This is a genomic window from Allosphingosinicella sp. (genome assembly GCF_059502505.1).
Genome location: NZ_JCACEU010000016.1, coordinates 408,332 through 433,970 on the forward strand (window position 1 = coordinate 408,332; position 25,639 = coordinate 433,970).

Consider the following 25,639-nt stretch of genomic DNA (forward strand, 5'->3'; position numbering starts at 1 on the left):
CTCAGTTACTGAGCCTTACCGCTGGTCGACCGGCACGTAATCGCGCTGCGTCGGCCCGGTGTAGAGCTGCCGCGGCCGGCCGATCTTCTGCTCGGGGTCCGAGATCATCTCGTTCCACTGCGCGACCCAGCCGACGGTGCGGGCGAGGGCGAAGAGCGCGGTGAACATCGAGGTCGGGAAGCCGATCGCCGACAGGATCACGCCCGAATAGAAATCGACGTTCGGATAGAGCTTCTTGTCGATGAAATAGCTGTCGTTGAGGGCGATCTGCTCCAGCTCGCGGGCAACGTCGAAGATCGGATCGTTGATGCCGAGCTCCTTGAGCACCGCCTCCGCGGTCGCCTGCATCACCTTCGCGCGCGGATCGAAATTCTTGTAGACCCGGTGGCCGAAGCCCATCAGCCGGAACGGGTCGTCCTTGTCCTTGGCGCGCTTGATATATTCCGGGATGCGGTCGGGCGTCCGGATCTCGCGCAGCATGTTGAGCGCTGCCTCGTTCGCGCCGCCATGGGCCGGGCCCCACAGGCATGCGATGCCCGCCGCGATGCAGGCGAACGGGTTGGCGCCCGACGAGCCCGCCAGCCGCACCGTCGAGGTCGACGCATTCTGCTCATGGTCGGCGTGGAGGATGAAGATCTTGCGCATCGCGCTCTCGACCACCGGGTTCACCTCATAGGGCTCGGCCGGCACGCCGAAGGTCATGCGCAGGAAGTTGCCCGTGTAGCTGAGGTTGTTCTGGGGATACATGAACGGCTGGCCGAGCGAATATTTGTAGGCCGCCGCCGCGATCGTCGGCATCTTCGCGATCAGCCGGTGGCTGGCGATCATGCGCTGCTTGGGATCGGTGATGTCGGTCGAATCGTGATAGAAGGCCGAGAGCGCCCCGACCACGCCGCACATCACCGCCATCGGGTGGGCGTCGCGCCGGAAGCCGCGATAGAATTGCATCAGCTGCTCGTGCAGCATGGTGTGGCGGCTGATCGTGTAGGTGAAGCCGTCCAGCTCCTTGCGGTTCGGAAGCTCCCCGTGGAGCAGCAGATGGGCGACCTCCATGAAGGTCGAATTCTCGGCGAGCTGGTCGATCGGATAGCCGCGGTGGAGCAATATGCCGGCGTCGCCGTCGATATAAGTGATCGCGGATTCGCAGCTGCCGGTCGAGGTGTAGCCGGGATCGTAGGTGAAGAGGCCAGTCTGGCCGTAGAGCTTCCGGATATCGACGACGTCGGGACCGACCGTGCCGGACAGCACCGGATAATCGAAGGTCTTGTCGCCATAGGTCAGGCGGGCGGTGCTGTCGGCCATCTTAATGCTCCCCTTTGGTCATCCGGTCGGCGATCCGCGCCAGGCTCTCCTGGCGCCCGAGCAGGATGAGTACGTCGAAAATACCCGGCGATGTCGCCCGCCCGGTCAGCGCCGCCCTCAGCGGCTGCGCCACCTGGCCAAGCTTGACGCCGGCTGCTTCAGACACCCCACGCACGGCCTCCTCTGTCGCCTCGACTGTCCACTCCGGCAACGCAGCAAGCGACGCGTGGACGAGGGCGAGAAGGTCCGAGGCCTGACCCTGTAGCAGGGAGGCGGCGCGTTCGTCCATGTCGAGCGGGCACGACTTGAAGAGAAATGACCCGCTTTCGGCCAATTCGTTGAGCGTTTTGGCGCGCGGCTTGAGGCCGTCCATCGCGCGGGCGAGCAGAGCGATCTCGTCATTGGTCAGCATCCGCCCGAGCATGGTCTCGATACGCGGCGCGGTAAGACCCGCCAGCCGTCCATCCGATGCCTCGCGGATATAGTGGCCGTTGAGGTTCTCGAGCTTCTTCGTGTCGAATCGCGAAGGCGAGCGGCCGACGCCGTCCAGGCTGAACAGCTCGGTCGCGCGCTCGCGGGAGATGATCTCCTCGTCACCATGCCCCCATCCGAGGCGAAGCAGGTAATTGCTCAGCGCCTCCGGCAGGAAACCGAGTTCGTGATAGTCCATCACGCCGGTGGCGCCGTGCCGCTTCGACATCTTGGCGCCGTCGGCACCATGGATCAGCGGCACATGCGCATAGACCGGCTCGGGCCAGCCCATCGCCTTGATGATGCCGAGCTGCCGGAACGCGTTGTTGAGATGGTCGTCGCCGCGGATTACGTGGGTGACGCCCATGTCGTGATCGTCGACGACGACCGCGAGCATGTAGGTCGGCGTGCCGTCGGAGCGGAGCAGGACCATGTCGTCCAGCTCGCTGTTCTGCACCACGACCCGGCCCTGCACGCGATCCTCGATCACCGTCTCGCCATCGCGCGGCGCCTTCAGGCGGATGACGAAGGGGGCGTCCGGTGCGGGCGCGTCCGGCGTGCAGTCGCGCCACTGGCTCTCCACCCGGAACGGCCGCCGCTCCGCCTGAGCCCGCTCCCGCTGCGCCGCCAGTTCCTCCTGCGTCATGTAGCAGCGATAGGCATGGCCGCGCGCCAGCAGCTCATTGGCGACCTCGGCGTGCCGCGCCTGGAACTGGGACTGGTAATATTCGTGCCCATCCCAGTCGAGGCCCAGCCAGCGCATACCCTCCAGAATGGCAGCGATGGCTTCCTTGGTGGAGCGGGCGCGGTCGGTATCCTCGATGCGGAGCAGGAACTTGCCGCCGTGATGGCGCGCGAACAGCCAGTTGAAGAGCGCGGTGCGAGCGCCGCCGATGTGCAGGAATCCGGTGGGGGAGGGGGCGAAACGGGTGACGATTGCGCGGGGCTCTGTGCTTGCGCTCACGCGCGGATTCTCCAAGAATGCGGTGATGGCCACCAGGAACTGGCGCGCCCCTAGCATAGCGGGCTGGCGGCGACAAACCGGCCTCCAGACGCGCCTAGGGGAGCGGCTGGAGCGGATCGCCGACGCGGAGCGCGACCAGTTGCCGCTGTGGCTCCCCGTCGGCCTGGGTCTCGGCATCGGCGCATGGTTCGCGCTTCCGGACTCCAGTGCCTGGGCGGCTTTCCTGCTCCTCGCGGTCGCGCTCGCGACGGGCGCGGCGGCGATTGGCTGGGGCAGCCGCTGGGGCCGGGCGATTGCCATCTTCGGCCTCGCCGCTGCCTTCGGCTGCGGCCTCATCTGGGCGAAGGCCGAACGGGTGGAGGCGCCGCGGCTGGAGCGAGCCCGCCTGGCGGAATTCACCGCCCGCATCGAGACGACCCAGAAGCTGCCCGCGCGTGAGACCGTCCGCCTCGTCGTCGCGCCGCTCGACGCGGCCGATCTCCCGCCGAGGCTTCGGATCAACATCGACGAAAAGGCCGCAAAGCCCGCGTTCGCGCCCGGCGCAACGGTGCGCCTCAAGGCTTGGCTGATGCCGCCTGCGCCGATGGCGGTGCCTGGTGCGTTCGACCTTGCCCAGATGGCGTGGTTCCAGGGCATCGGCGGCACCGGCCGCGCCAGCCGGATCGAGCTCGTCTCACCCGCCGCGGAGCAGGGCTGGCGTGGCCGCTTGTCGTCGACACGCCAGGATCTGGCGGATCATGTCCGCTGGCAACTGGACGGCGGCGCCGGCGCAGTCGCCGCCGCGCTGGCAACAGGCGATCAGGGGGCGATCCCGGAGGAGGATGCCGAGGCGATGCGCGCCTCCGGCCTGGCCCATCTCCTTTCCGTGAGCGGCCTTCACCTGACTGCCGTGGTCGGCGCCGTCATGCTCCTCGTGCTGAAGCTGCTCGCGCTCAGCCCGACGCTGGCGCTTCGCCTCCCGCTTGTCCTGATCGCTGCGGGAGCGGGCGCCGTGGCGGGCGTTGCCTACACATTGCTCACTGGAGCCGAGGTGCCGACCGTGCGCGCCTGCGTGGCGGCTCTCCTCATCCTCTTGGCGCTGGCCCTTGGCCGCGATGCCTTCACCCTCCGGCTGCTGGCGGTCGGCGCCGTCGTCGTGCTGCTCTTCTGGCCGGAATCGCTCGCCGGCCCCAGCTTCCAGCTGAGCTTCGCCGCCATCACCGCGATCGTGGCGCTGCACGAGCATCCGCGCATCAAGGCATTGCTCGCCCGTCGCGAAGAAGGCGCGGTGCAGAAGATCGGCCGCGGCCTGCTCGCCCTGATCCTCACCGGCTTGGTGGTCGAAGCGGCGCTGATGCCGATCGCGCTCTACCATTTTCACAAGGCGGGCTTCTACGGCGCCCTCGCCAACGTGCTCGCGATCCCGCTCACGACCTTTGTCATCATGCCGCTCGAGGCGCTCGCGCTGCTGCTCGACCTCGCCGGCCTGGGCGCTCCGGTCTGGTGGCTGACCGGCCTCGCCCTCGATTTCCTGCTTGCGCTGGCGCATGCCGTTGCGAACGCGCCGGGGGCGGTTGCGACCCTGCCGACCATGCCGCGCGCCGCCTTCGCGTTGATCGTCGCCGGAGGCCTCTGGCTCGCACTCTGGCGCACCGGCTGGCGCCGCCTCGGCCTGGTCCCGGTCGCGGCCGGCATCGCCTGGGCAGCCGCCACCCCGCCGCCCGACCTGATCGTGACCGGCGACGGCAAGCACCTCGCGCTTCGCACCTCCGCGGGCGGGCTCGCCATCCTTCGCGCCCGCGCCGGCGACTATGTCCGCGACATGCTCAGCGAGACTGCCGGCGAGGAAGGCGAGCTTGCCTCGCTGGAGGATGTCGTGCCCTGCAGCCCGGATCTCTGCCAGGCCGAGTTCGCCAGGGACGGCCGCGTCTGGCGCATCCTCGCCACCCGCTCGCCTCACCATGTCGCCTGGCCCGAGATGATCCGCGCGTGCGCGGAGGCCGACATCGTCGTCTCCGAGCGCCGCTTGCCCCGCGGCTGCACGCCCCGCTGGCTGAAGGCCGACCGCGCCCTGCTTTCCCGCACCGGCGGCCTGTCGATCGCGCTCGGCAGCCGCCCGTCCGCCGTGACCGTGGCGGACCGGGTCGGCCGTCATCCCTGGGCTGACTAAGCTTCAGGGCACCTCGCCGAGCGTATCCGCGCTCTGCGCATGGCGGAGCCCCGCGGGGAGGGGCCGGCCAACGGTCGTGTCCCGCATCGTCTGCCGCTCGATCTCGGCGTTGAATTTGGCGCCGAGCAGCAAGATGAAGGCGGACAGATAGAGCCAGATCTGGAGGATGGCGACGGCGGCGAGCGACCCGTAGGTCGCGTCATAGCGTCCGAAATTGGCAATGTAGAGGCCGAAGGCGGCCCCGTTCAGCAGCCACAACAGAGTCGCCGCCGCCGCGCCGGGCAGGATCCAGCGCCAGCGCGCCCGCCGTCGACTGGGCGCATAGCGATAGAGCGCCGCGCTGCCGAGCCCGAAGCCGATGAGGACCAGTAGCCAGGAGGCGACCCGCACCAGCAGCCAAAAGGCAGCGGAGCGACCGGGAAGCAGCGGTTCGATGTAGCCGAAAGCGGCGATGCCGATGAGCGCCAGCGCAAGCACACCTGCGGTGCCGATGGCGAGGAGGACGGGCGGGCTCCACCGCCGGGCGAACCGCGTTTCCTCCTCCTCGCCATAGACCATGTTGAGGGACGCGATCAGAGACTGGGTGCCGCGCGCTCCGGCATAAAGCGTCAGGACGAGCGCGCCGAGCAGCGCCAGCGGGCCGCCGCGATCGCCGTTGATCACCTCGGCGATCCTGATCGCGATCGGTCCTTGCGCAGCGTCCGGCAGGATCACCATCAATGTCCTGAGGTCCTCCAGCACCTGCGCGGGCGTGGTCACCAGGCCGTAGATCATCGCTGCCGAGGCGATCAGGGGCAACAGCGCCAGGAAGGCGAAGAAGGCGATGCCGGCCGCCAGCACGCTCAGGTTGTCGTCGCGCCGGCTGCGCCAGGTGCGGATCGCGATGTCCCGCCAGCCGAGCATCGGTATGTCGCCCGGCGTGACCGCCTGCCTCCCGCGATCGCCGGTGCGTTTGAGGAGGAAGCGCCCGAGGGCCCTGAGTCGCTGAAGCACTTCACCCTGCGGCAGGAGGCAGTTTCGGACCGCTTACGATGCGCGGCGGGCCCACGGAAGGCGCAAACGCCGAGAAGTCGCTGGCGCCGGGAGGCGGGGAGGATTAGCGGCGCCGGCATGCCGATCCGCCTCATCTGCCTCGATGCCGACGACACGCTCTGGCACAACGAGACCTTCTTCCGCCGCACCTTTGGCGCGTTCGCAAGCCTGCTCGCACCGTTCGCGCCGGCCGACGAGATCCAGCGCCGCCTCGACGAGACCGAGCATCGCAACCTCGTCTCCTACGGCTATGGCGCCAAGGGCTTCATTCTTTCGATGCTCGAAGCCGCCTCGGACCTGGCCGGCGACAATCTCCCCGCCGCGACCGTCCGCGATATCCTCGCGCTCGGCCGCGAAATGCTGGCGCATCCGATCGAGATGCTGCCGGGAGTCGAGGACGCCTTGCCGGAACTCGCCGAGCGCGCGCCGCTGATCCTCGTCACCAAGGGCGACCTCCATCACCAGGAGGCGAAGCTCGCCGCCTCCGGCCTCGGCCACCATTTCACCGGCGTGGAAATCGTCAGCGAGAAGAGCGCGGAAACCTACCGCCGCGTCTTCGCCCGCTACGGCGCAGCGCCGCAGGAGGCCGTGATGGCCGGCAATTCGATGCGCTCCGACATCCTCCCCGCGCTGGAGGCCGGCGCCTGGGCCGCCTTCATCCCCTTCGAACTCGTCTGGACCCACGAAGCCGCCGACGCGCCCGAGGGCCATCCCCGCTTCGCTGAGCTACCGACCTTGGCCGAGCTCGCCAGCTGGATCGACCGGATCGACTGATGGGGGCAAGGGAGGGAGGTCCTCTTCCGCGAGCGTGACGTCAATAAGGCAGCCTCGCGGCCGCGATCTCAGTAGCGCCGCAGCAGTCCCGACAGCCGCCCCTGGATCTGCACCTGGTCCGGCCGGTAGCGCTGCGGGTCGTAGCGGCGGTTGGCGGGGTCGAGGCGGATCATCTGGCCCTCGCGGCGGAAGGTCTTGAGCGTCGCCTCCTCATTGTCGATCAGCGCCACCACGATCTCGCCGTCGCGGGCGGTGTCGGTCTTGCGGATGAGCGCATAGTCGCCGTCGAGAATGCCTTCCTCGACCATGGAATCGCCGGCCACCTCCAGCGCATAATGCTCGCCCGGCCCGAGCAGGGCCGCCGGCACCTGCAGGCTTTCCGTCCCCTGCAGCGCCTCGATCGGCGTGCCCGCCGCAATCCGGCCGTGGAGGGGAAGCTCGATGATGTCGTTCGCCGGCGCCGGGGTGGCGGGCGCGGGAGCCCGCAGCGGCACGACGTTGCTTGCGCCGGCCCGCTCCGGCATCTTCAGCACCTCGAGCGCGCGCGCGCGGTTGGGCAGCCTGCGGATGAAGCCGCGCTCCTCCAGCGCGGAGATCAGCCGGTGCACACCGGACTTGGACTTGAGGTCCAGCGCCTCCTTCATCTCCTCGAACGACGGCGACACGCCCGTCTCGCCGAGCCGCCCGTGGATGAAGGAAAGAAGCTCATGTTGCTTGCGCGTCAGCATGTCCGGCTCCGCTTAGAACGTTTGCGGAACGTGTAAGGAACGTTACGGCTGCTTGTCAAGCGGCAAGCTGCGCCTTCAGGCGCGCCGCCTCATGCGCGGCGTCAGCATCCCCACGCGACCGCGATATTCCTCATAATCCCGGCCGAAGAGGCCGACGAGGTCGCGTTCCTCGTAGCGGATCGCGATCAGCATGTAGACGGACATGCCCACCGCGAGCAGCAGATGCCCCGCTGTCATCCGCGGCGTCGCCCAGAAGGCGATGAAGAAGCCGGTATAGAGGGGGTGGCGGACGAGCTTGTAGAAGAAGGGCTGCCGGAAGATAGGACCCGGGATCTCCGCACCGCGCATGTTCGACCAGACCTGCCGCAGCCCGAACAATTCGAAATGGTTGATCAGGAACGTGCTCAGAAGCACGATCAGCCATCCCGATGCGAACAGCGCCCACAGCACCACCGCGCCGGCGCTTTCCACTTCCCAGACCGGCGTAGCGATCGGCCGCCAGAACAGGAACATCAGGATCAGCGCGAGGCTGGCGAAGATGACGTAGGTGCTGCGCTCGACTGGCGCCGGCACGATCCGCTTCCATACCGCCTTGAAGCCCTGGCGGGCCATGACGCTGTGCTGAAGCCCGAACAAAGCGATCAGCGCGACGTCGATGGCGAGTGCGGCGCCGAGGCTCGCCTCCGGCCCCCGATCGACGGTTCGCGGCGCTCCCGGAATGTCGCCGACAAAGGCGATCAGGTACAGGAACGTCGCGAAGAAGATCAGATACGCAATCACCCCGTAAAGGAGAAAGACCGGCCGAGCCATCTTGCCCTCCCACCCGTATGCGTCTCGACTCTTCTACCACAGCCGGCGCATCCGACCTAAAGCCGTGTCGGGAAGCCGACTTAAGAGGAGCTCTTCAGTTTCGTCATCGCCAGGAAGTTGGCGAGCAACTTGTGCCCCCACTCGCTCGCGACGCTCTCCGGGTGGAACTGAACGCCGTGGATCGGCAGCTCGCAATGGCGAAAGCCCTGCACCGTCGCGTCCGCCGCTGTCGCGTTGACGCTCAGGCACTCGGGCAAGCCCTCCGCCGCCACCGCGAGCGAGTGATAGCGCGTTGCGGTGAAGGGGGAGGGGAGGCCGGCAAAGACGCCGCTCCCGTCATGCTCCACATCGCAGGTCTTGCCGTGCATCAGCGGCGCGCGCACCACGCGCCCGCCGAAATGCTGCCCGATCGCCTGGTGGCCGAGGCACACGCCCAGCAGCGGCCGCCTGGCGTCCGCACAGGCTGCGACAAGTTCCAGCGAAACACCCGCTTCGTCGGGCGTGCCCGGCCCGGGCGAGATGAGGATCCCCGCCGCGCCGCTCGCGATCGCCTCGGCCGCTCCGATCTCGTCGTTCCTCACCACCCGCACCTCGGCGCCGAGCTCGCGCAGATAATGGACGAGGTTCCAGGTGAAGCTGTCGTAATTGTCGACGACCAGGATCATCGCTGCGCTCAGAGCTTGGGCAGCGTCACGCCCCTCTGGCCCATATATTTGCCCGCGCGGTCGGCATAGCTGGTCTCGCACGGCTCGTTGCCCTGCAGGAACAGGAACTGGCACGCGCCTTCATTCGCATAGACCTTGGCGGGTAGGGGCGTCGTGTTGGAGAATTCGAGCGTGACATGCCCCTCCCAGCCCGGCTCCAGCGGCGTCACGTTGACGATGATCCCGCACCGCGCATAGGTCGATTTACCGAGGCAGATGACGAGCACGTCGCGCGGCACTCGGAAATACTCGACCGTCCGCGCCAGCGCGAAGCTGTTCGGCGGGATGATGCAGACGTCGGTCTGGCGGTCGACGAAGCTGTTGGCCTTGAAATCCTTGGGGTCGACGATGGCGTTGTCGACATTGGTGAACAATTTGAACTCGTCGGAGACGCGGGCGTCGTAGCCGTAGCTCGACAGTCCGTAACTGATGGTCCCCTCGCGTCTCTGCCCGTCCTCGAACGGCTCAATCATTCCGTGCTCGCGCGCCTGGGCCCGAATCCACTTGTCCGACATGATGCTCATGAGATGGCGTTCTTCACGGCTTGAGCGCTTGTGGCAAGCGGGCTGGCCGTCACTTGATGTGCAGCACGCAGATCAAAGTGAAGAGGCGGCGCGCGGTGTCGAAGTCGACCTCGATCTTACCCTCCAGACACTCCTGGAGGAGCTCGGCTGCTTCGTTGTGGACGCCCCGGCGAGCCATGTCGACGGTCTCGAGCCCGTGCGGCGAGTCCGATCGCACCGCTTTGAAGTAGCTGTCGCAGATCGCGAAATAGTCGCGGATCAGGCGCCGGAAGCGGGCGAGGCCGAGGCGGACTGTGTCGAGCTCCCGCCCGTCCGCATCCTTGAGGTCGATGGCGAGCCTGTTGTCCTCCACCCGCAGCAGGATCTTGAACGGCCCCTCGAAACCGGCAGGCGCAAAGCGGTTATTCTCCAGCAGGTCGAAGATGGCGATCCGCCGCTCCTGCTCGACGTCCGGATTGCGCCAGATGATCGTGCGCGTGTCGAGCTGGATGTCGATGATGCGGGGTTCGCCCATGCGTGCCGCTGTTAGCAAGTGCAGCATCGTTTATCCACAAAGCATCCACACAAAGGTTCCGGAAATCTTTGCTGGCGGTGCTATGACTTAGCTGCCGCGCGGCATAGGATAGGCTCATGGCCGACATCATCAGAATCGCTGAAGCGCCCGCTCCGACTCCGCCCGCTCTCCCTCAGAATATCGAGGCGGAGGCGGCGCTGCTCGGCGCGCTAATGATCGACAACCGGCTCGCCGAAGACATCCAGATGAAGCTGCGCGCGGAGCATTTCTTCGAGCCGCTGCACGCGCGCATCTACGAGAATATCCTGAAGCTGGTCGACCGTAACATGATCGCTTCCCCGGTCACATTGCGCCCGCTGTTCGAGGCGGACGAGGAGATGAAGGAACTGGGCGGCCCGTCCTATCTCGCCCAGCTGACCGGCAGCGGCGCCGCGATCATCGGCGCCCGCGATTTCGCCGAGCAGATCTACGAGCTGGCATTGCTGCGCGCGCTGATCGGTGTCGGCCGCGAGATGGTCGAGAATGCGCTCGACACCAGCGAGGATGTCGACCCAAAGGGCCAGATCGAGGCGGCCGAGAGCGCGCTCTATCGCGTCGCGGAGGAGGGCGGCGGCGAGGGCTCGGTGAAGAGCTTCGCGCAGGCGACGAAGCTCGCCGTGCAGCTCGCCGAGAAGGCGCTCAACACCGGCGGTGGCCTCAGCGGCGTCACCACCGGCCTCGACAGCGTCAACGCCAAGACCGGCGGCCTCCACCATTCCGACCTTCTGATCCTCGCCGGCCGTCCCGGCATGGGCAAGACCTCGCTCGCCACCAACATCGCTTTCAACGCCGCGCAACGGCTGGTGCGGGACATGGAGGATGGCATCGCCCCCGAGAAGTCGGCGGGCGCCGCGGTCGCCTTCTTCAGCCTGGAAATGAGTGCCGACCAGCTCGCAACGCGTATCCTGTCGGAGCAGTCGGGCATCAGCTCCGAAAACCTGCGCATGGGAAAGATCAGCCAGCAGGATTTCCGCAACCTCGCCCGCGCCGCCGCCGAGCTGGAGAGCCTGCCGCTCTATATCGACGACACGCCCGGCCTTACCATCGCCGCGCTCCGTACCCGCGCCCGGCGTCTCAAGCGGCAGCGGAACATCGGCTTCATCGTGGTGGACTATCTCCAGCTCCTGCAGGGCAGCGGCAAGGCGTCAGACGGCAACCGCGTCCAGGAGATCTCGGAGATATCACGCGGCCTCAAGACGCTCGCCAAGGAGCTGAACGTGCCGGTGATGGCGCTCTCCCAGCTCAGCCGTCAGGTCGAAAGCCGCGAGAACAAGCGGCCGCAGCTCTCCGACCTTCGCGAATCCGGCTCGATCGAGCAGGACGCCGATATCGTCATGTTCGTCTATCGCGAGGAATATTACGTCAATTTCGCCAAGCCCAAGGAAGCCTCGGCGGGTGCCGGCGACGATGCCGCTTCGGTCGCGGCGTTCGAGGAATGGCAGCGGGCGATGGGCGACGCCCACGGCAAGGCCGAAGTCATCATCGCCAAGCAGCGCCACGGCGCCACCGGCACGGTCACGCTCCAGTTCGAGAGCAAGATCACCCGCTTCAGCGACCTCGCTCAGGACAGCTACCTGCCCGAGGCGCGGGGGTAAATCTCGTCATCCCGGCGAAGGCCGGGATCTGAGGGCGAAAAGACCCGGTGCATGTTCTCGCTGGGATCCCGGCCCGCGCCGGGATGACGTCAGCCTTCGAGGTTGTTCGCCGCATAGGGGTCGCGAAGGCCGACACCGATCGACGCCCGCGCCTGCTCGGCCTCCGAGCTGGTCACCGGATAGGCGCAATAATCCGCAGCGTAATAAGCGCTCGGGCGGTGATTGCCGCTGAGACCGACGCCGCCGAACGGCGCGTTGGAAGGCGCGCCGTTGGTCGGCTTGTTCCAGTTGACGACGCCCGCGCGGACGTTGGCCCAGAATTTGTCGTATAGCTGGGGGCTGCCCCCGATCAGCGATGCGGCGAGACCGTAGCGGGTCGCATTGGCCTCCACCAATGCCGCGTCGAAATCCGGCACCCGCACGACCTGGAGGATCGGCCCGAACAGCTCCGCATCGGGGCGGTTGGCGATGCCGGTCACGTCGATCACCGCCGGTGTCAGGAACGGCTTCTTCTCGTCCGGCCGGTCGAGATGCTTGAGCGGCCGGCCGCCCTTCAACATCAGCTCGAGGAAGCCCTCCTGGAGCTGGTCGGCCGCCTGGTTATCGATCACCGGTCCCATGAAGGGCGGCGGATTGGCGTGCGGCTGGTCGACGATCAGCCGCTCGGCCAGCTTCGTCACCGCCTCGACCAGTTCCTCATGCCCGCCATCCTTGACGATCAGCCGCCGCGCCGCCGTGCAGCGCTGCCCGGCGCTGAGGAAGGCGGACTGGACCGCGATTGTCGCCGCGGTGAACGTGTCGGCCATGTCCCAGACGATCAGCGGATTGTTGCCGCCGAGCTCGAGCGCGAGGATCTTGTGCGGCGCCTCGGCGAACTGGCGGTGGAGCGCCATGCCGGCCCGCGCCGATCCGGTGAACAGCAGCCCGTCGATACCGGGATGCGCCGCCAGCGCCTTGCCCTGATCCGGCCCGCCGATCAGGCAGCGCACCACGCCTTCCGGCACGCCCGCCTCGTGGAACAGCCTGACCAGATATTCGCCGACCGCCGGCGTCTTCTCGCTCGGCTTGAACACCACCGCATTGCCGGCGAGCAAGGCGGGGACGATGTGGCCGTTGGGCAGGTGGGCCGGAAAGTTGTAGGGCCCGAGCACGGCCAGCACGCCATGCGGCTTGTGGCGGACCGCGACCTTGGCGCCGAGCGACCCTTCGAGCCGCCGCTGCGACGTCCGCTCGGCATAAGCCGAGACCGAGATGTCGACCTTGTTGACGACGGCATCGACCTCGGTGAGCGCTTCCCACACCGGCTTGCCGGTCTCGCGGGCGATGAGGTCCGCGAACTTCTCCTTCTGCCCGCGCACCGTGTTGGCGAAGCGGCGCAGCGTCTCGACGCGAACGGCGAGGGGGCGCGCGGCCCAGGCAGACCAGGCGGCGCGGGCGGCGGCGACCTCGCGATCGGCGTCGCCGACTTCACCCGTCCAGAGCGTCTCGCCCGTCGCCGGCTCTAGGGAGCTAAGCGTCTCTGCCATCTGTCCTCTTCACGTCCTTGCCACCGCCCCAGCATCTTTGCGCGACCCGCGTCAAGTTTGGCCCATCGCCTCGCCCATCCTGCGTATCGCGGCAATCTTCGCCTCGAGAGCGGACCAGTCGTCCGCCTCGTCGATCCGGGACCAAATCGCCTCCACCTCCTCGATATGCATCGAGCAGGGCTCGGCGTCTGACCAATAGGGATGGTCCGTAGCAGCGGCAGGTTGATAATCGGCTATCAGGCTCCGGAAGCCGGCGAAAGCGTCGCCGTCATAGCGCGCATCGGCGGGCGAGGGGCCGCGCCGCCGCCCGCCCCGCCAGTCGAAGAAGAAGCGATCGATGGTCACGTCGTGCCGCCCGAGCCCCGCTTCGATGCCGGCGAGCAGCGCATTGTCCGCCTCCTCGCCCTGCGCCACGACCCCCAGACGCGCGCAGACCGCCTCCCTCAGCGCCTGCTGGAAGGTCGGCCCGTAAAGCTGCAGCGCTGGCATCAGCGCGTCCTCCTCGGCGAGGTGGCGGAGAGAGGAGGCGAGCTGGACCAGATCCCAATGGATCGCCTCGGGCTGCCGGCCGAAGGCGTAGAGCCCCGCATGATCGAAATAGGCGGCGGTGAACCGCCCGTCCCAGAAAGGCGTCCAGCGCCACGGGCCGTAGTCGAAGCTCTCAGCCGTGATCGCGATATTGTCGCTGTTGAGCACCCCGTGCACGAAACCCGCGGCGACATAGGAGGACGCCAGCCTCGCCGTCGCCCGCGCCACATGAGCGAGCAGTCGCGCCGGGCCATCCTCTCCTCCCGCCTCGCCATAATAATGGCGGAGGCAGTAATCGTTCAGCCTGGCAAGATTTTCGGTCTCGCCCAGGAAGGCCAGCCGCTGAAACGTCCCGATCCGGATATGGCTGTGCTGAAGCCGCACCAGCACCGCGGCGCGGGTGGGGGAGGGTTCGTCGTTCCGCTCCAGCGCCTCGCCCGTCTCGATGAGCGAGAAAGTCTTCGACGTTTGAACGCCGAGCGCCTCCAGCATCTCGGTCGCAAGCACTTCCCGCACACCGCCCTTCAAGGTCAGCCGCCCGTCGCCGAAGCGGCTGTAGGGCGTCTGCCCCGATCCCTTGGTGCCGAGGTCGAGCAGGCGATCCGCCCCGTCCCGCAGCTGCGCGAAGAGGAAGCCGCGCCCGTCGCCGATGTCGGGATTGTACACGCGGAACTGGTGCCCGTGATAGCGCAGCGCCAGCGGCTGCGGCAGCGTGTCGGGCAGCGGCTGGAACCGTCCGAAATGCCGCAGCCATTCCGCGTCCGACAAATTTGCCAGGCCCACCGCCTCCGCCCAGCGCTGGTTGCGGAACCTGAGAATGGTCTGCGGGAAGTCTGCCGCCGCCACCGGATCGTAGAAGGCGTCGCCGAGCTCCAATATGGCGCGCTCGGGGCGATAGTCCCCCGCTTGCGGTGCGCTGCTCATCCGTCGATATGGGGTCGAAGTTCAGGGGATATCTGCATGGCGGCTTGGTCCGATGGCTATTGGTGGTCGAACGACGGGCTGAGGCTGCACTATCGGGATTATGCCGGGTCGGACAGCCGCCCGCCGATCATCTGCATCCCGGGCCTGACGCGCAACGCACGCGACTTCGAAGGGGTTGCGGATCGTCTCGCGCGCGATTGGCGCGTAATTTGCGTCGACCTGCGCGGCCGCGGCGAGAGCGCCTATGCCAAGGACCCGATGAGCTATGTGCCGCTCACCTACCTCCAGGACATCGAGGCGCTCATCCGCGAACTAAGCCTCGCCCGCTTCGTCCTGTTCGGCACCTCGCTCGGCGGCCTCATCACCATGCTGCTCGCAATGAGCGACAACAGGCGCATCGCCGGCGCGATGATCAACGACATCGGCCCGGTGCTGGTCGAGCGCGGCCTGGAACGCATCCGCGGCTATGTCGGCCGCTCGCAAAGCTGGCCGACCTGGCTCCACGCGGCGCGCCATTTCCAGGAGATGCTGGGCGACGTCTATCCCGGCTGGCCGCTCGAACAATGGCTGGTCCACGCCAAGCGCGTCTGCAAGCTGACGGCGAACGGACGCATCACCTTCGACTATGACATGCGCATCGCCGAGCCTTTCAAGATCCCCGGCGGCGCCACCGGCTTCGATCTCTGGCAGGCTTTCGAGGGTCTGAACGGCGTGCCGTCGCTGGTGGTCCGCGGCGAGATATCCGATCTGCTCGACGAGGCGACCGTCGCCAGGATGCTGGAGCAGAACCCGACGATGGAGGCAGTCACGGTCCCCGCCGTCGGCCACGCTCCGACACTCGACGAACCGGAGGCTGTCTGCGCGATCGAGGATCTTCTTGCGCGGGTGGAGAAAGCGAATGGCTGAACAAGGCACTGTCTCGAACAACGAAGCCCGGCATCAATATGAGCTGCGCGTCGACGGCGCCCTTGCGCTCGCCGCCTACAAGCTCGACGGCGACGTGATCCGCTTCACCCACACCGAGGTGCCGGAGGAACTGGAAGGGCAGGGCATCGGCAAGCGCCTCGTCGCTGGAGCGCTAGACGACGTCCGCCGCCGCGGCCTCAAGCTCGTCCCGCTCTGCGCATTCGTCCGTCATTATATCGATACGCATCCGGACGCGCAGGACCTGCTCGCCTGACGGAGCGGCTTTTCAATTCGGCCAGCGGATCTTGGCGCAGTTGAACCGCCCATAGAGGGTGTCGATGAGCCGCTTCAGGTCGGCGCGCGCGAACGGCTTCACGATGAAGGTATCGGCGCCGAAATCACGAGCCTGCTCGATGACCTGCTGATCGTCTGCTGCGCTCAGCATGATGATGATCGCGTGGTCGAGCGAGCTGTCGCCGCGCAGCGTCTCGACCATCTGCAGCCCGTGCATTCCGGGCATGTGATAGTCGGAGATGATGATGTCCGGCCGCTCCCGCGCAGCCGCGGCAACGCCCTCGCTTCCGTCTTCGGCGACAAGAACCTGGGTGAAACCGAGACCGGCGAGTGCGCGCCCGACGAGGCGCCGCATCATCTCGTCGTCGTCGACGACCAGGACCTTGAGCTGCTCCGGTGAAACCGACTGGCTCGCTTCGACCCACTCGGTCTGCGGCGTTTCCGAAAAGTCGTCGTGCAACTGTTCCATGACGCCAGTGCATAATCGCGAATGCGTTTCCCGTTCCTTACCCGCGTCGCGGCGCGACCTTAACAAAGCCTTCAGGATCAATGGCTAGGCTTCCCGGACGAGCAGACGAGGACCGATGCTGAGCCGCGAACAGACATCTAGCGCTGCTGCTCGGGTGGGAGCGCCCCCACCCGTGGATTCGCCCGAAAGCCTCCGCGTCCACCCGCGCGTTCCCTTCCGGGGTCACCCGTTCCAGGTTCTGGCAGGCAAAATGAATTGCTCGATCCGCCTGCGCGATCTGTCGTGCGGCGGCGCGTCCGGGCTTTGTGACGAGCCGCTCGATGTCGGCTCGTTCATCACCGTCTGCTTCGGCAGGGAGAATTTCGTCGAGGCGGAGGTGCGGTGGGTCGAACGCATGAGCGTCGGCCTGAAGTTCACCCACCCGCTCGCGCCTGGACTCGTGCGCCGCTTGCACCAGTCGCACGGTGAGTTCGTGACGACGCGCAGGAAGAGGTGATCGGGCTTCGCGTCGCGCCTGACCGCGAGCGCTGACAGCGGACGTCGGCTGTCGCCGATTGGACGTTCCAAAGAAAAATGGTGCTCACCCGCTCCATGACTGTAATGGACGCCGCATGTGGGCGAAGGGAGCAGAAGTGCGGCGCATAGCGCTGGTGGCGACCATTGCGCTACTCGCCGGGTGCGATCAGGCAGCGCCCCCTAAGGTTGCAACGGCCCTGCCCAAAAAAGTCTGCGAAGATGCCCAGGCCGCGGTGACGCAAGCCACGAAGAGTGGTGCCGTAGTCGTCAACAGCCCCGTCGAGGTGATGATCGCGCAGGAATCCTGGCTACCCATGCCGGAGGCGCAGCGCGACGGCCTGACCCGCGCGCTCGGCATCGCGGCCACCTGCGCGGGAGGCGTTCCGAAGCTCGAGCAGGAGGTGGTTGTCCGGAGCGACACCGGGATGGTCCTCACGCGGCGCATCATTCAGACGTCTTTCTCACCGCTGGGCGAGTAATCTGTTGTAGCCGAGCGTCCGCGTTCGACCCGTTGCGGACATTCAGCCTAGCCTGCAGGTGGCGAGTCGGAGAGCCATGCCGTTCTCTCTGCTGAGACCTCAAGAACCGCCTGATCGCTGAGGCTCCTCCATGGGTCGGCCGAGGTGTCAAATTCGATTACGTGGTAGCGTCGCCCGCAGGTTCGCCAACTTGTGCAGGGGCATAGGTTAGGCGCTTCGTTCCACGGCAGTGCAGCCAGCCGCCGAAGCTCTTCATCCGCCTCTTCTCGGCTAGGATATTCGCCGACCCACTCAGCGTGCCACTCATCTTCAATCACGAACATTGGGAATGCCTAAGCCGGTCGATGTCCGCTTTCCACCCATGTCGGACGCTCAGACGCTAAGTCCGTTTTCGACCCATTACAGACAGCCGGAGCAAGCGGCGCCTTTCCGCCGTTGAAGACAAATGCGCTAAAGGCGAACCATGGGCAGGAGAAACTATCTGATCGAGGGCGGGTCCTGCTCAGGCAAGACGACGATCTGCAATGAGCTGCGCGAGCGCGGGTATCACGCGATCAACGGCGACACAGAACTCGCCTACCAGGGCGATCCGGTGACGGGCGAGCCGCTGGAGGTGCGCGCCCACGAGCACCACATCTGGGAAGTGAGTAAGGTAAGGGCCTTGGCTGCAGATCAAGGTCCTGCCGAGACCTTCTTCTGTGGCGGCTCGCGAAACTTCCCTTGCTTCATAGATGTCTTCGACCGGGTGTTCGTTCTTGAGGTCGATCTTCACACGCTCAACCGGAGGCTCGCTGCTCGACCGGAAGACGAGTGGGGCAGCAGGCCCGCTGAGCAGCGCCTGATTAGGCGCTTGCACGCAACCAGAGAGGATCTGCCACGCGACGCAGTGCCGATCGACGCGACAGCGCCCGTCGATAGCGTCGTCGATGCAATCCTGAAAGAATGCTCCCAGCTATAATCCGCTGCGGGTGAACTCACGGCTCGAAACGTCCGCTTTCCAGCCATTTCGCGGGCACTTCTTGCCCTCGCCGCGGAATGCTCATTTGGGCCGGTCTTTGGGAAGGATGGCTCGTTAGCCGACGCTTTCCTACAGGCGTCTGTTAGTGCCATGCTCAACCGCCCTTCAGGAAAAGCGCCCCATGTTCCTCGCCGCCCGTCCAGCTCTCGCCGCTTCGGCTCCCGCAGCCGGAGTGGAACCCGTCGTGCCCAACCGGCGCCTTCGGCGAGAGAAGCCGACAGCGATGGCATGTGTCAGCTTTGTAAGCTTCACCTCGTGTCCCTTGGAGAAACGGGGCTTGTGACCCGACCCGTCCGCATCCTCCACGCTCATTCGACCTTCGCGCTCGGCGGCAAGGAGGCTCGGGCGGTGCGCCTGATGAATGCGTTCGGCGATTCGGCCGAGCACGTGATTCTCAGCGGCATGGCGGACCAGCTTTCCGCCCGCTCGGCCATTGCGTCAGGGATCAACGTGGAGTTCCCCCAGGACGCGCCGCCGCTGACCGGTCGTCCGGGACTGGCACGGCTGTTTCGGCTTGCCCGCTACATGCGCGGCTTCGATCTGGTGCTGACCTACAATTGGGGCGCGTTCGACGCGGTGATGGCGCGCTACCTGTTTCGAGGGCCGCCGCTCGTCCACCACGAGGACGGGTTCAACGAGGACGAGGCGGAGGGGCTGAAGACCAGCCGCAACCTCTATCGCCGGCTCGGCCTCTCGGCCGCGCACAAGCTGATCGTGCCCTCGCAGCGGCTCGAGAAGATCGCGCGCACCACTTGGGCGCAGCCGACGGAGCGCGTCGAGCGCATCCCGAACGGCATCTCCGTCGCTTCTTATGCCGCTGCTCCCGCCGAGGACGCGCTTCCCGGCCTTGGCAGGCGCGACGGCGAAGTGGTGATCGGCACAGTCGCCGGCCTTCGCGCCGTCAAGAACCTGCCGCGCCTCGTGCGCGCCCTTGCAGGGATGCGCTTCAAGAACGCGCGCCTGGTGATCGTGGGGGAGGGGCCGGAAGGCGAACGGATCATGGCCGAGGCGCGCATTTGCGGGGTTGCCGATCGCGTGATCCTCCCCGGGTTCCTGCCCGACCCGGCGCGCTACGTGGGCCGCTTCCACATCTTCGCTTTGTCTTCTGACAGCGAGCAGTTTCCGATCTCGCTGGTCGAAGCGATGGCGGCGGGACTGCCGGTCGTCGCCACCGACGTTGGCGACATCGGCGCGATGGTCTCGGCGGACAATCGCCCACTGATCGTCGAGCCCGAGGACGAATCCGCCTTCTCCCAGGCGCTTGACAGTCTTGCCGAACGTCCCGACTTGAGACGCGCGATCGGCCGCGCCAATCGGGCGCTCGCCGTCGCAGACTATGACGAACGCCGCATGATCGAGCGCTACGCCCGCCTTTATGGTGAGACGATCGGCGATGCTTGTGCGTTCATTCCACAGTCGAACAGTTTTTGACGGCTTCGCCGCTTCAGGCGTATAGCCGCCGCGCTCTTTCTGGAGGTCTGATTGTTCAAAGGTATTCGGCCGATCCGCTATGCAGGCCGTGAGGTGCTCCCGCTGGTGGAGGGCGGCAAAGGGGTCTCGGCGACCAATCACCTGAGCTCCGGCGCCTGGGCCGCTGCCGGCGGCATCGGTACGGTCTCGGCCGTCAATGCCGACAGCTACGATCCCGAAGGCAAGATCATCCCCCAGATCTACCATGCTCTCACCCGCCGCGACCGGCACGAGGAGCTGATCAACTACGCTATCGCCGGCGCCACCGAGCAGGTCCGCCGCGCCTACGAGATGGCGGACGGCAAGGGTGCCATCAACATCAACGTGCTCTGGGAAATGGGCGGCGCGCAGCGCATTCTCCACGGCGTCCTGGAGCGGACCCGCGGCATGGTCGCCGGCGTCACCTGCGGCGCCGGCATGCCCTACAAGCTCTCCGAGATCGCCGCCTCCTATGGCGTCAATTATCTGCCGATCATCAGCTCGGCGCGCGCCTTCAGCGCGCTCTGGAAGCGCGCTTATTCCAAGGCTGCGGAGTGGCTCGGAGCGGTGGTCTACGAAGACCCATGGCTAGCGGGCGGCCATAACGGCCTGTCCAATGCCGAGGACCCGCTCGTCCCGCAGGACCCCTATCCGCGCGTGAAGGCACTGCGCGATACGATGCGGCAGGGCGGCATCTCCGACGACGTGCCGATCGTGATGGCCGGCGGCGTCTGGGATTTGAAGGAATGGAACGACTGGATCGACAATCCTGAGCTCGGCCAGATTGTCTTCCAGTTCGGCACCCGTCCCTTGCTGACCCAAGAAAGTCCCATTCCGGACGAGTGGAAGCAAAGGCTGATGACGCTGGAGGAAGGGGACGTCCTCCTTCACCGCTTCTCGCCGACCGGCTTCTATTCCTCGGCGGTGCGCAATCCCTTCCTCCGCAACCTCGAGGCGCGCTCGCACCGCCAGGTCGCCTTCACCAAGGAGGAGCTGGGCGATCATTGCTTCCAGCTCGACGTGGGCGTCGGCGCCAAGAAGAATTACTGGGTCACCCGCGGCGACCTGCTGCATGCTCGCGAATGGTATGCCCAGGGCTACACCGAAGCCCTCAAGACGCCGGACGAGACCCTCGTCTTCGTCACGCCCGAGGAGAAGACGATCATCCGCAAGGATCAGGCGGATTGCATGGGCTGCCTCAGCCAGTGCGCCTTCTCCTCCTGGGCGGACAATGAGAAGAATTCGACCGGACGTCTCGCCGACCCGCGCTCCTTCTGCATCCAGAAGACGCTACAGGACATCGCCCATGGCGGGCCGGTCGAGGAGAACCTCATGTTCGCCGGCCACTCCGCCTTCCGCTTCAAGAAGGATCCCTTCTATTCGAACGGCTTCGTGCCGACCGTGAAGCAGCTCGTCGAACGCATCCAGACAGGGGACTAGAAACCGATGCGCAAGCTCATCGCTTTTGCTCTGCTGCTGGCCGGAATCGCGACCGTTCCGGCCGCTCAGGCGCAGGAGAAGAAGACACCTTATTGGGCGTCGATCTCGGCGGGCGAGGCGATGATGCGCACCGGGCCCGGCCGCAACTATCCCGCCACCTGGCTCTACAAGCGCGCCGATTTGCCGATCAAGGTGGTCGAGGTCTATCCGAGCTGGCGCAAGGTCCAGGATCCGGACGGCACCACCGGCTGGATGCTGGTCAACCTGCTCAGCGACACCCGCACCGCGATTGTGCGCGGCAATGCGCCGGTGCCGCTGCATGAAGCGCCTCGGGCCGAATCCAAGATCCGCTACCGTGCTGAGCCCGGCGTCGTCGGCCGTCTGTCGGAATGCACGGTCGACTGGTGCCGCTTCGACGTCGGCGAGCGCGGCGGCTTCATCCGTACCGGCAACATCTGGGGCACCGATCCGGGCGAAAGCTTCTGATCGCTTGAGTTTCCGCGCCCGGCTTGCCACGGGCGAAGCATGCCCGAGCCGAGCCTGGCGCCGCCGCCTGACCAGATCGACGACATCGCCCTGTTCCTCGACTTCGACGGGACCCTGGTCGAGCTCGCCGAGACGCCCGATGCGATCCGCGTGCCGCCGCACCTGTCGCCGCTCCTCGGCACCCTGTCGCAGAAGCTGAACGGCCGCCTCGCCCTCATCAGCGGCCGCGCCATCCGCGACCTCGAGCGGCATCTCTCCTGTGCCGGCCTCGCCGTCTCCGGCTCGCACGGCCTCGAGCTTCGCCTCCGCGACGGCAGCTTCGTTCCCCTTGCCGTGCCCCGCGGCCTCGATCATGCCCGGGAGCGGAGCCTGCGCTTTGCCGGAGCCATTCCGGGCCTCCTCGTCGAGGAAAAGCCGTTCAGCATCGCCATCCATTACCGCAAGGCTCCCGAACGGGCGGATGAGGTGCACGCCTTCATGACCGGGCTCGCCGGGTCCACGGGCCTCACCCTCCAGCAGGGCAAGATGGTCGCCGAGCTCCGCCCGCCGGGCGCCGACAAGGGCGACGCGCTGAGGGCGTTGATGACGGAACCGGAATTCGCAGGCGCGCGTCCTGTGTTCGTGGGCGACGACCAGACTGATGAAGATGCGTTCAGCGCGGCGGCCGATCTGGGCGGCGGCGGCGTGCTGGTGGGACCGGCGCGCGCGACGGCGGCGAAGTGGCGGCTGGAGGGCGTCGCCGATGTCGCCGCTTGGCTGCAGAAGCTGGCTGAGCGATGACCGATCTCCGGCTCTGGCCGATCGGCAATTGCCAGGTGAGCGCCCTCGTCGACAGCGAGGCCGGCTTCACCTGGGCCTGCGCGCCGCGGGTGGACGGCGATCCACTCTTCTGCTCTCTGCTCTCGCCCAAAGGAGAGAATGTGCTCGGCGAGTGGCGGCTCGCGCTCGAGAGTCAGGTGAAGGTCGAGCAGCGCTACCTGCGCAACACGCCGGTGCTCGTCACGCGCCTCACCGATGCGGATGGGGCTGTGGCAGAGGTGTTCGACTTCTGCCCGCGCTTCGAGAAGAGCGGTCGCACCTATCGGCCGGTGGCGTTCGTGCGGATCGTTCGACCGATCCAGGGTGCGCCGCGGCTGCGCGTGCTGCTCGACCCGGCGACCAACTGGGGCGGCAAGTCCGCCGAGCGGACCAGCGGCAGCAACCACATCCGCTTCCTGCTGAAGCCGCAGCCGCTGAGGCTCACCACCGACGCGCCGGTGGGGCAGATCATGGAGGGACGCAGCTTCCGGCTGGAGAAGCCACTTCATTTCTTCCTCGGTCCCGACGAGCCGTTTGTCGGCAATGTCGGCCATGTGCTCGCCGCGATGCTCCACCAGACATCGGACCATTGGCGGGACTGGGTGAGGGGTCTCGCCATTCCGCTCGAATGGCAGAGCGTCGTCATCCGCGCGGCGATTACGCTGAAGCTCTGTCAGCATGAGGAGACCGGGGCGATCGTCGCCGCGCTCACCACCTCGATACCGGAGGCGGCCAATTCGGGGCGCAACTGGGACTATCGCTACTGCTGGATCCGCGATGCCTATTACACCGTCCAGGCGCTGAACCGGCTCGGCGCGCTCGACGTGCTGGAGAATTATCTCAGCTATTTGCGCAACATCGTCGACCAGTCGGAGGGAGGGCAGATCCAGCCGCTCTACTCCGTTTCGGGAGAGAAGCGGCTGGAGGAGTGGGAGGCGCAGGGACTGGCCGGCTATCGCGGCATGGGTCCCGTCCGCGTCGGCAATGCCGCCTATACCCAGGCGCAGCATGACGCCTACGGCCAAATCGTGCTGTCCAACGCCCAGGCATTCTTCGACCAGCGGCTGTTCCGGACCGCCACCGTCGACGATTTCCACGCCCTCGAGCAGGTCGGCGAGCGGGCCTGGGCGATGCACGACCAGCCCGATGCGGGACTGTGGGAATATCGCACGCGAAGTTCCGTCCATACCTACAGCTCGGTGATGAGTTGGGCGGCCTGCGACCGGCTCGGCAATGCGGCCGAGGCGCTCGGGCTGGGGGAGCGGGCGGCGCACTGGCGGGAGCGGGCCGACCGGGTCCGCGCCCGCATCGAGCAGGCGGCGTGGTTCGCGCCGGAGGAGCGCTTCGGCGCCACGTTCGGCGGCGGCGAGCTTGACGCCAGTTTGCTCCAGCTCGTCGACATGCGCTTCCTGGAGCCCGACGATCCGCGCTTCCGCGCCACCTTCGAGGCGGTGGAGAAGGGCCTGAGGCGCGGCGAGCATATGCTGCGCTACGCCGCCGAGGACGATTTCGGGCTGCCGGAGACGGCGTTCAATTTCTGCACCTTCTGGCTGATCGAGGCGCTGCATCTGGCCGGGCGCGGCGAGGAGGCGCGGCTTCTCTACGAGCGGATGCTCGAGCGGCTGACGCCGGCGGGCCTCCTTTCGGAGGATACCGATTTCGTTACCGGAGAGCTGTGGGGCAACTATCCGCAGACATATTCGCTGGTGGGGTTGATCAACTGTGCCGTGCTTCTCTCCAAGCCGTGGAGCGCCGTCAGATGAGCCGCCTGATCGTCATCTCGAACCGCGTCGCCGCGCCGCGTCCCCAGGGTGAGGGCGGCGCGCAGGGCGGGCTGGCGGTGGCGCTGTCGGCAGCGCTCAGGGAATATCGCGGCCTCTGGTTCGGCTGGTCGGGCAACAAGACCGAGGAGTTTACCGGCCATATCGAGTTTCAGCGCCACGAGGGCGTGACTTCCGCTACGATCGACCTCGAGGAACAGGACGTCGACGAATATTATAACGGCTACGCCAACCGCACGCTCTGGCCGCTCTTCCACTACCGCATCGACCTCGCCGAATATGACCGAAGCTTCGCCGGCGGCTATGAGCGGGTGAACGAGCGCTTCGCCGAGACGGTGGCGCCGCTGATCGAGCCGGACGACCTGATCTGGGTTCACGACTACCACCTAATCCCGCTCGGCGCCCAACTGAGGGAGCGGGGCGTCCGCAACCGCATCGGATTCTTCCTCCACATTCCGTTCCCGCCCTCCCGGCTGATGGTGTCGCTGCCCTTCCACGAGGGGCTTGTCCTCTCGCTGCTCGCCTATGACGTGATCGGCTTCCAGACCGAGGAGTGGCTGGAGAGCTTCCGCCACTATGTCACCCGCGAGCTGGGCGGCCATTGCGACGACGACGGCACGATCCATGTCGGCGACCGCTCCGTCCACGCCGCCGCCTATCCGATCGGCATCGACTATGCCGAGTTCAGCGAGGCCGCCCGCAGCGAGGGTGCCCAGCGCGCCTATGACCGCCTCAGGGCCAGCGCCGCCGGAAGGCACACGATCATCGGCGTCGACCGGCTCGATTACTCCAAGGGCCTGGAGGAGCGCTTCCTCGGCTACCGCCGCTTCCTGGAGGAGCATGAGGAATGCCAGGGCGAGGTCTTCCTCCTCCAGATCGCGCCGCCCTCGCGCGGCGAGGTCCACACCTACGAGATCATCCGCGAGGACCTCGACGAGCTATCCGGCCGCATCAACGGCGAGTTCGCCCATGTCGACTGGGTGCCGATCCGCTACGTCAACCAGGGCTATGACCGCGAGGACCTGGCCGGCTTCTACCGCGCGTCCGAGATCGCGCTCATCACCCCCCTTCGCGACGGCATGAACCTGGTGGCCAAGGAATATGTCGCGGCGCAGGACCCGGAGGATCCGGGCGTCCTGATCCTCTCCCGCTTCGCCGGCGCCGCGCTGCAGCTGAAGGACGCCTTGCTGGTCAATCCGTACAGCAAGGAGGAGATCAGCGACGCGATCATGCGCGCGCTGGAGATGCCCAAGGAGGAGCGCATCCGCCGCTGGCGCGCGCTTCACGAAAGCGTCGCCCGCGAGGACGTGGTCTGGTGGCGCCGCAATTTCGTGGAGGCGCTGCAAGGCAAGGCCGCCCAACCCTCGGATGAGGCGGGCCGGGCCCAAGGCGCCGGCTGAGCGCGAAAGAGTCCTAAGC

General features: G+C 66.7%; 25 protein-coding genes. 14 read left to right on the top strand and 11 right to left on the bottom strand.

All coding sequences use genetic code 11. The annotated features are described in order from the left end of the window. Positions 1 to 15 precede the first annotated feature (15 nt). Together AC5JBD_RS10340 and gltX are read right to left on the bottom strand one after the other, a co-directional pair. Positions 16 to 1,302: a citrate synthase gene (locus tag AC5JBD_RS10340; protein WP_495721709.1), complete on the bottom strand. Its 1,287-nt coding sequence runs from the start codon at positions 1,300 to 1,302 to the stop codon at positions 16 to 18. A 1-nt stretch (position 1,303) separates the two neighbouring features. Then, positions 1,304 to 2,794: a glutamate--tRNA ligase gene (gene gltX / locus AC5JBD_RS10345; RefSeq protein WP_495721710.1), complete on the bottom strand. Its 1,491-nt coding sequence runs from the start codon at positions 2,792 to 2,794 to the stop codon at positions 1,304 to 1,306. Here gltX and AC5JBD_RS10350 point away from each other — a divergent pair. Continuing rightward, positions 2,763 to 4,886, top strand: coding sequence for a ComEC/Rec2 family competence protein (locus AC5JBD_RS10350; protein ID WP_495721711.1), 2,124 nt, complete (start codon positions 2,763 to 2,765; stop codon positions 4,884 to 4,886). The genes gltX and AC5JBD_RS10350 overlap by 32 nt on opposite strands. 3 nt (positions 4,887 to 4,889) lie before the next feature. Here the strand turns inward: AC5JBD_RS10350 and AC5JBD_RS10355 are convergent, their stop codons facing one another. Then, positions 4,890 to 5,879 carry a YihY/virulence factor BrkB family protein gene (locus AC5JBD_RS10355; RefSeq protein WP_495721712.1) on the bottom strand — a complete coding sequence of 330 codons (990 nt, stop codon included), beginning with the start codon at positions 5,877 to 5,879 and terminating at the stop codon, positions 4,890 to 4,892. A gap of 117 nt (positions 5,880 to 5,996) precedes the next feature. Here AC5JBD_RS10355 and AC5JBD_RS10360 point away from each other — a divergent pair, with 117 nt between their 5' ends. After that, entirely contained in the window at positions 5,997 to 6,692 is a 696-nt protein-coding gene (locus AC5JBD_RS10360) for an HAD family hydrolase (protein WP_495721713.1), read from the top strand. Positions 6,693 to 6,760: 68 nt separating this feature from the next. Here the strand turns inward: AC5JBD_RS10360 and lexA are convergent, their stop codons facing one another. The 5 genes from lexA to AC5JBD_RS10385 all read right to left on the bottom strand — a co-directional run bounded on the left by lexA (position 6,761) and on the right by AC5JBD_RS10385 (position 9,972). Next, positions 6,761 to 7,420 (bottom strand): transcriptional repressor LexA, encoded by a 660-nt coding sequence (gene lexA / locus AC5JBD_RS10365; RefSeq protein WP_495721714.1) that lies wholly within the window; start codon positions 7,418 to 7,420, stop codon positions 6,761 to 6,763. 75 nt (positions 7,421 to 7,495) lie between these two features. Then, positions 7,496 to 8,230 (bottom strand): methanethiol S-methyltransferase, encoded by a 735-nt coding sequence (gene mddA / locus AC5JBD_RS10370; RefSeq protein ID WP_495721715.1) that lies wholly within the window; start codon positions 8,228 to 8,230, stop codon positions 7,496 to 7,498. An 80-nt stretch (positions 8,231 to 8,310) separates the two neighbouring features. Further along, positions 8,311 to 8,895 carry an anthranilate synthase component II gene (locus tag AC5JBD_RS10375; RefSeq protein WP_495721716.1) on the bottom strand — a complete coding sequence of 195 codons (585 nt, stop codon included), beginning with the start codon at positions 8,893 to 8,895 and terminating at the stop codon, positions 8,311 to 8,313. Positions 8,896 to 8,903: 8 nt separating this feature from the next. After that, positions 8,904 to 9,458 (bottom strand): dCTP deaminase, encoded by a 555-nt coding sequence (gene dcd / locus AC5JBD_RS10380; protein ID WP_495721717.1) that lies wholly within the window; start codon positions 9,456 to 9,458, stop codon positions 8,904 to 8,906. A gap of 49 nt (positions 9,459 to 9,507) precedes the next feature. Continuing rightward, on the bottom strand, positions 9,508 to 9,972 hold the full coding sequence (locus AC5JBD_RS10385; RefSeq protein WP_495721718.1) for a UPF0262 family protein: 465 nt from the start codon (positions 9,970 to 9,972) through the stop codon (positions 9,508 to 9,510). 116 nt (positions 9,973 to 10,088) lie between these two features. Between AC5JBD_RS10385 and AC5JBD_RS10390 the strand changes: the two genes are divergently transcribed. Then, positions 10,089 to 11,606, top strand: coding sequence for a replicative DNA helicase (locus AC5JBD_RS10390; RefSeq protein WP_495721719.1), 1,518 nt, complete (start codon positions 10,089 to 10,091; stop codon positions 11,604 to 11,606). 89 nt (positions 11,607 to 11,695) lie between these two features. On the opposite strand, the gene astD is transcribed toward AC5JBD_RS10390, so the two are convergent. Together astD and AC5JBD_RS10400 are read right to left on the bottom strand one after the other, a co-directional pair. Next, positions 11,696 to 13,132, bottom strand: coding sequence for a succinylglutamate-semialdehyde dehydrogenase (gene astD / locus AC5JBD_RS10395; protein WP_495721720.1), 1,437 nt, complete (start codon positions 13,130 to 13,132; stop codon positions 11,696 to 11,698). Positions 13,133 to 13,183: 51 nt separating this feature from the next. Beyond that, positions 13,184 to 14,584 (bottom strand): protein adenylyltransferase SelO family protein, encoded by a 1,401-nt coding sequence (locus AC5JBD_RS10400; RefSeq protein WP_495721721.1) that lies wholly within the window; start codon positions 14,582 to 14,584, stop codon positions 13,184 to 13,186. 36 nt (positions 14,585 to 14,620) lie between these two features. On the opposite strand from AC5JBD_RS10400, the gene AC5JBD_RS10405 reads away from it, so the two are divergent. After that, positions 14,621 to 15,490, top strand: coding sequence for an alpha/beta fold hydrolase (locus AC5JBD_RS10405; RefSeq protein WP_495721722.1), 870 nt, complete (start codon positions 14,621 to 14,623; stop codon positions 15,488 to 15,490). Beyond that, positions 15,483 to 15,764, top strand: coding sequence for a GNAT family N-acetyltransferase (locus AC5JBD_RS10410; RefSeq protein WP_495721723.1), 282 nt, complete (start codon positions 15,483 to 15,485; stop codon positions 15,762 to 15,764). The genes AC5JBD_RS10405 and AC5JBD_RS10410 overlap by 8 nt, the downstream gene beginning before the upstream one ends. Before the next feature lie 12 nt (positions 15,765 to 15,776). Here the strand turns inward: AC5JBD_RS10410 and AC5JBD_RS10415 are convergent, their stop codons facing one another. Further along, positions 15,777 to 16,253: a response regulator gene (locus AC5JBD_RS10415; RefSeq protein WP_495721724.1), complete on the bottom strand. Its 477-nt coding sequence runs from the start codon at positions 16,251 to 16,253 to the stop codon at positions 15,777 to 15,779. A gap of 115 nt (positions 16,254 to 16,368) precedes the next feature. Here AC5JBD_RS10415 and AC5JBD_RS10420 point away from each other — a divergent pair, with 115 nt between their 5' ends. The 9 genes from AC5JBD_RS10420 (at position 16,369) to otsA (ending at position 25,620) form a co-directional block, all read left to right on the top strand. Beyond that, a complete protein-coding gene (locus AC5JBD_RS10420) occupies positions 16,369 to 16,749 on the top strand; it encodes a PilZ domain-containing protein (protein WP_495721725.1) in 381 nt (126 codons plus the stop codon). Between the two features lie 136 nt (positions 16,750 to 16,885). Continuing rightward, positions 16,886 to 17,248, top strand: coding sequence for a hypothetical protein (locus AC5JBD_RS10425; RefSeq protein WP_495721726.1), 363 nt, complete (start codon positions 16,886 to 16,888; stop codon positions 17,246 to 17,248). Between the two features lie 463 nt (positions 17,249 to 17,711). Further along, positions 17,712 to 18,206: an AAA family ATPase gene (locus AC5JBD_RS10430; protein WP_495721727.1), complete on the top strand. Its 495-nt coding sequence runs from the start codon at positions 17,712 to 17,714 to the stop codon at positions 18,204 to 18,206. A 339-nt stretch (positions 18,207 to 18,545) separates the two neighbouring features. Then, entirely contained in the window at positions 18,546 to 19,697 is a 1,152-nt protein-coding gene (locus AC5JBD_RS10435) for a glycosyltransferase family 4 protein (protein WP_495721728.1), read from the top strand. A 51-nt stretch (positions 19,698 to 19,748) separates the two neighbouring features. Next, complete coding sequence (locus AC5JBD_RS10440) at positions 19,749 to 21,155, top strand: NAD(P)H-dependent flavin oxidoreductase (protein WP_495721729.1); 1,407 nt, start codon at positions 19,749 to 19,751, stop codon at positions 21,153 to 21,155. A gap of 6 nt (positions 21,156 to 21,161) precedes the next feature. Further along, positions 21,162 to 21,641 carry an SH3 domain-containing protein gene (locus AC5JBD_RS10445; RefSeq protein ID WP_495721730.1) on the top strand — a complete coding sequence of 160 codons (480 nt, stop codon included), beginning with the start codon at positions 21,162 to 21,164 and terminating at the stop codon, positions 21,639 to 21,641. Between the two features lie 39 nt (positions 21,642 to 21,680). Beyond that, a complete protein-coding gene (gene otsB, locus AC5JBD_RS10450) occupies positions 21,681 to 22,421 on the top strand; it encodes a trehalose-phosphatase (protein ID WP_495721731.1) in 741 nt (246 codons plus the stop codon). Beyond that, positions 22,418 to 24,202: a glycoside hydrolase family 15 protein gene (locus AC5JBD_RS10455; protein WP_495721732.1), complete on the top strand. Its 1,785-nt coding sequence runs from the start codon at positions 22,418 to 22,420 to the stop codon at positions 24,200 to 24,202. The genes otsB and AC5JBD_RS10455 overlap by 4 nt, the downstream gene beginning before the upstream one ends. After that, positions 24,199 to 25,620, top strand: a complete 1,422-nt coding sequence (gene otsA, locus AC5JBD_RS10460; protein ID WP_495721733.1) for an alpha,alpha-trehalose-phosphate synthase (UDP-forming) — start codon at positions 24,199 to 24,201, stop codon at positions 25,618 to 25,620. The genes AC5JBD_RS10455 and otsA overlap by 4 nt, the downstream gene beginning before the upstream one ends. Positions 25,621 to 25,639: the final 19 nt, after the last annotated feature.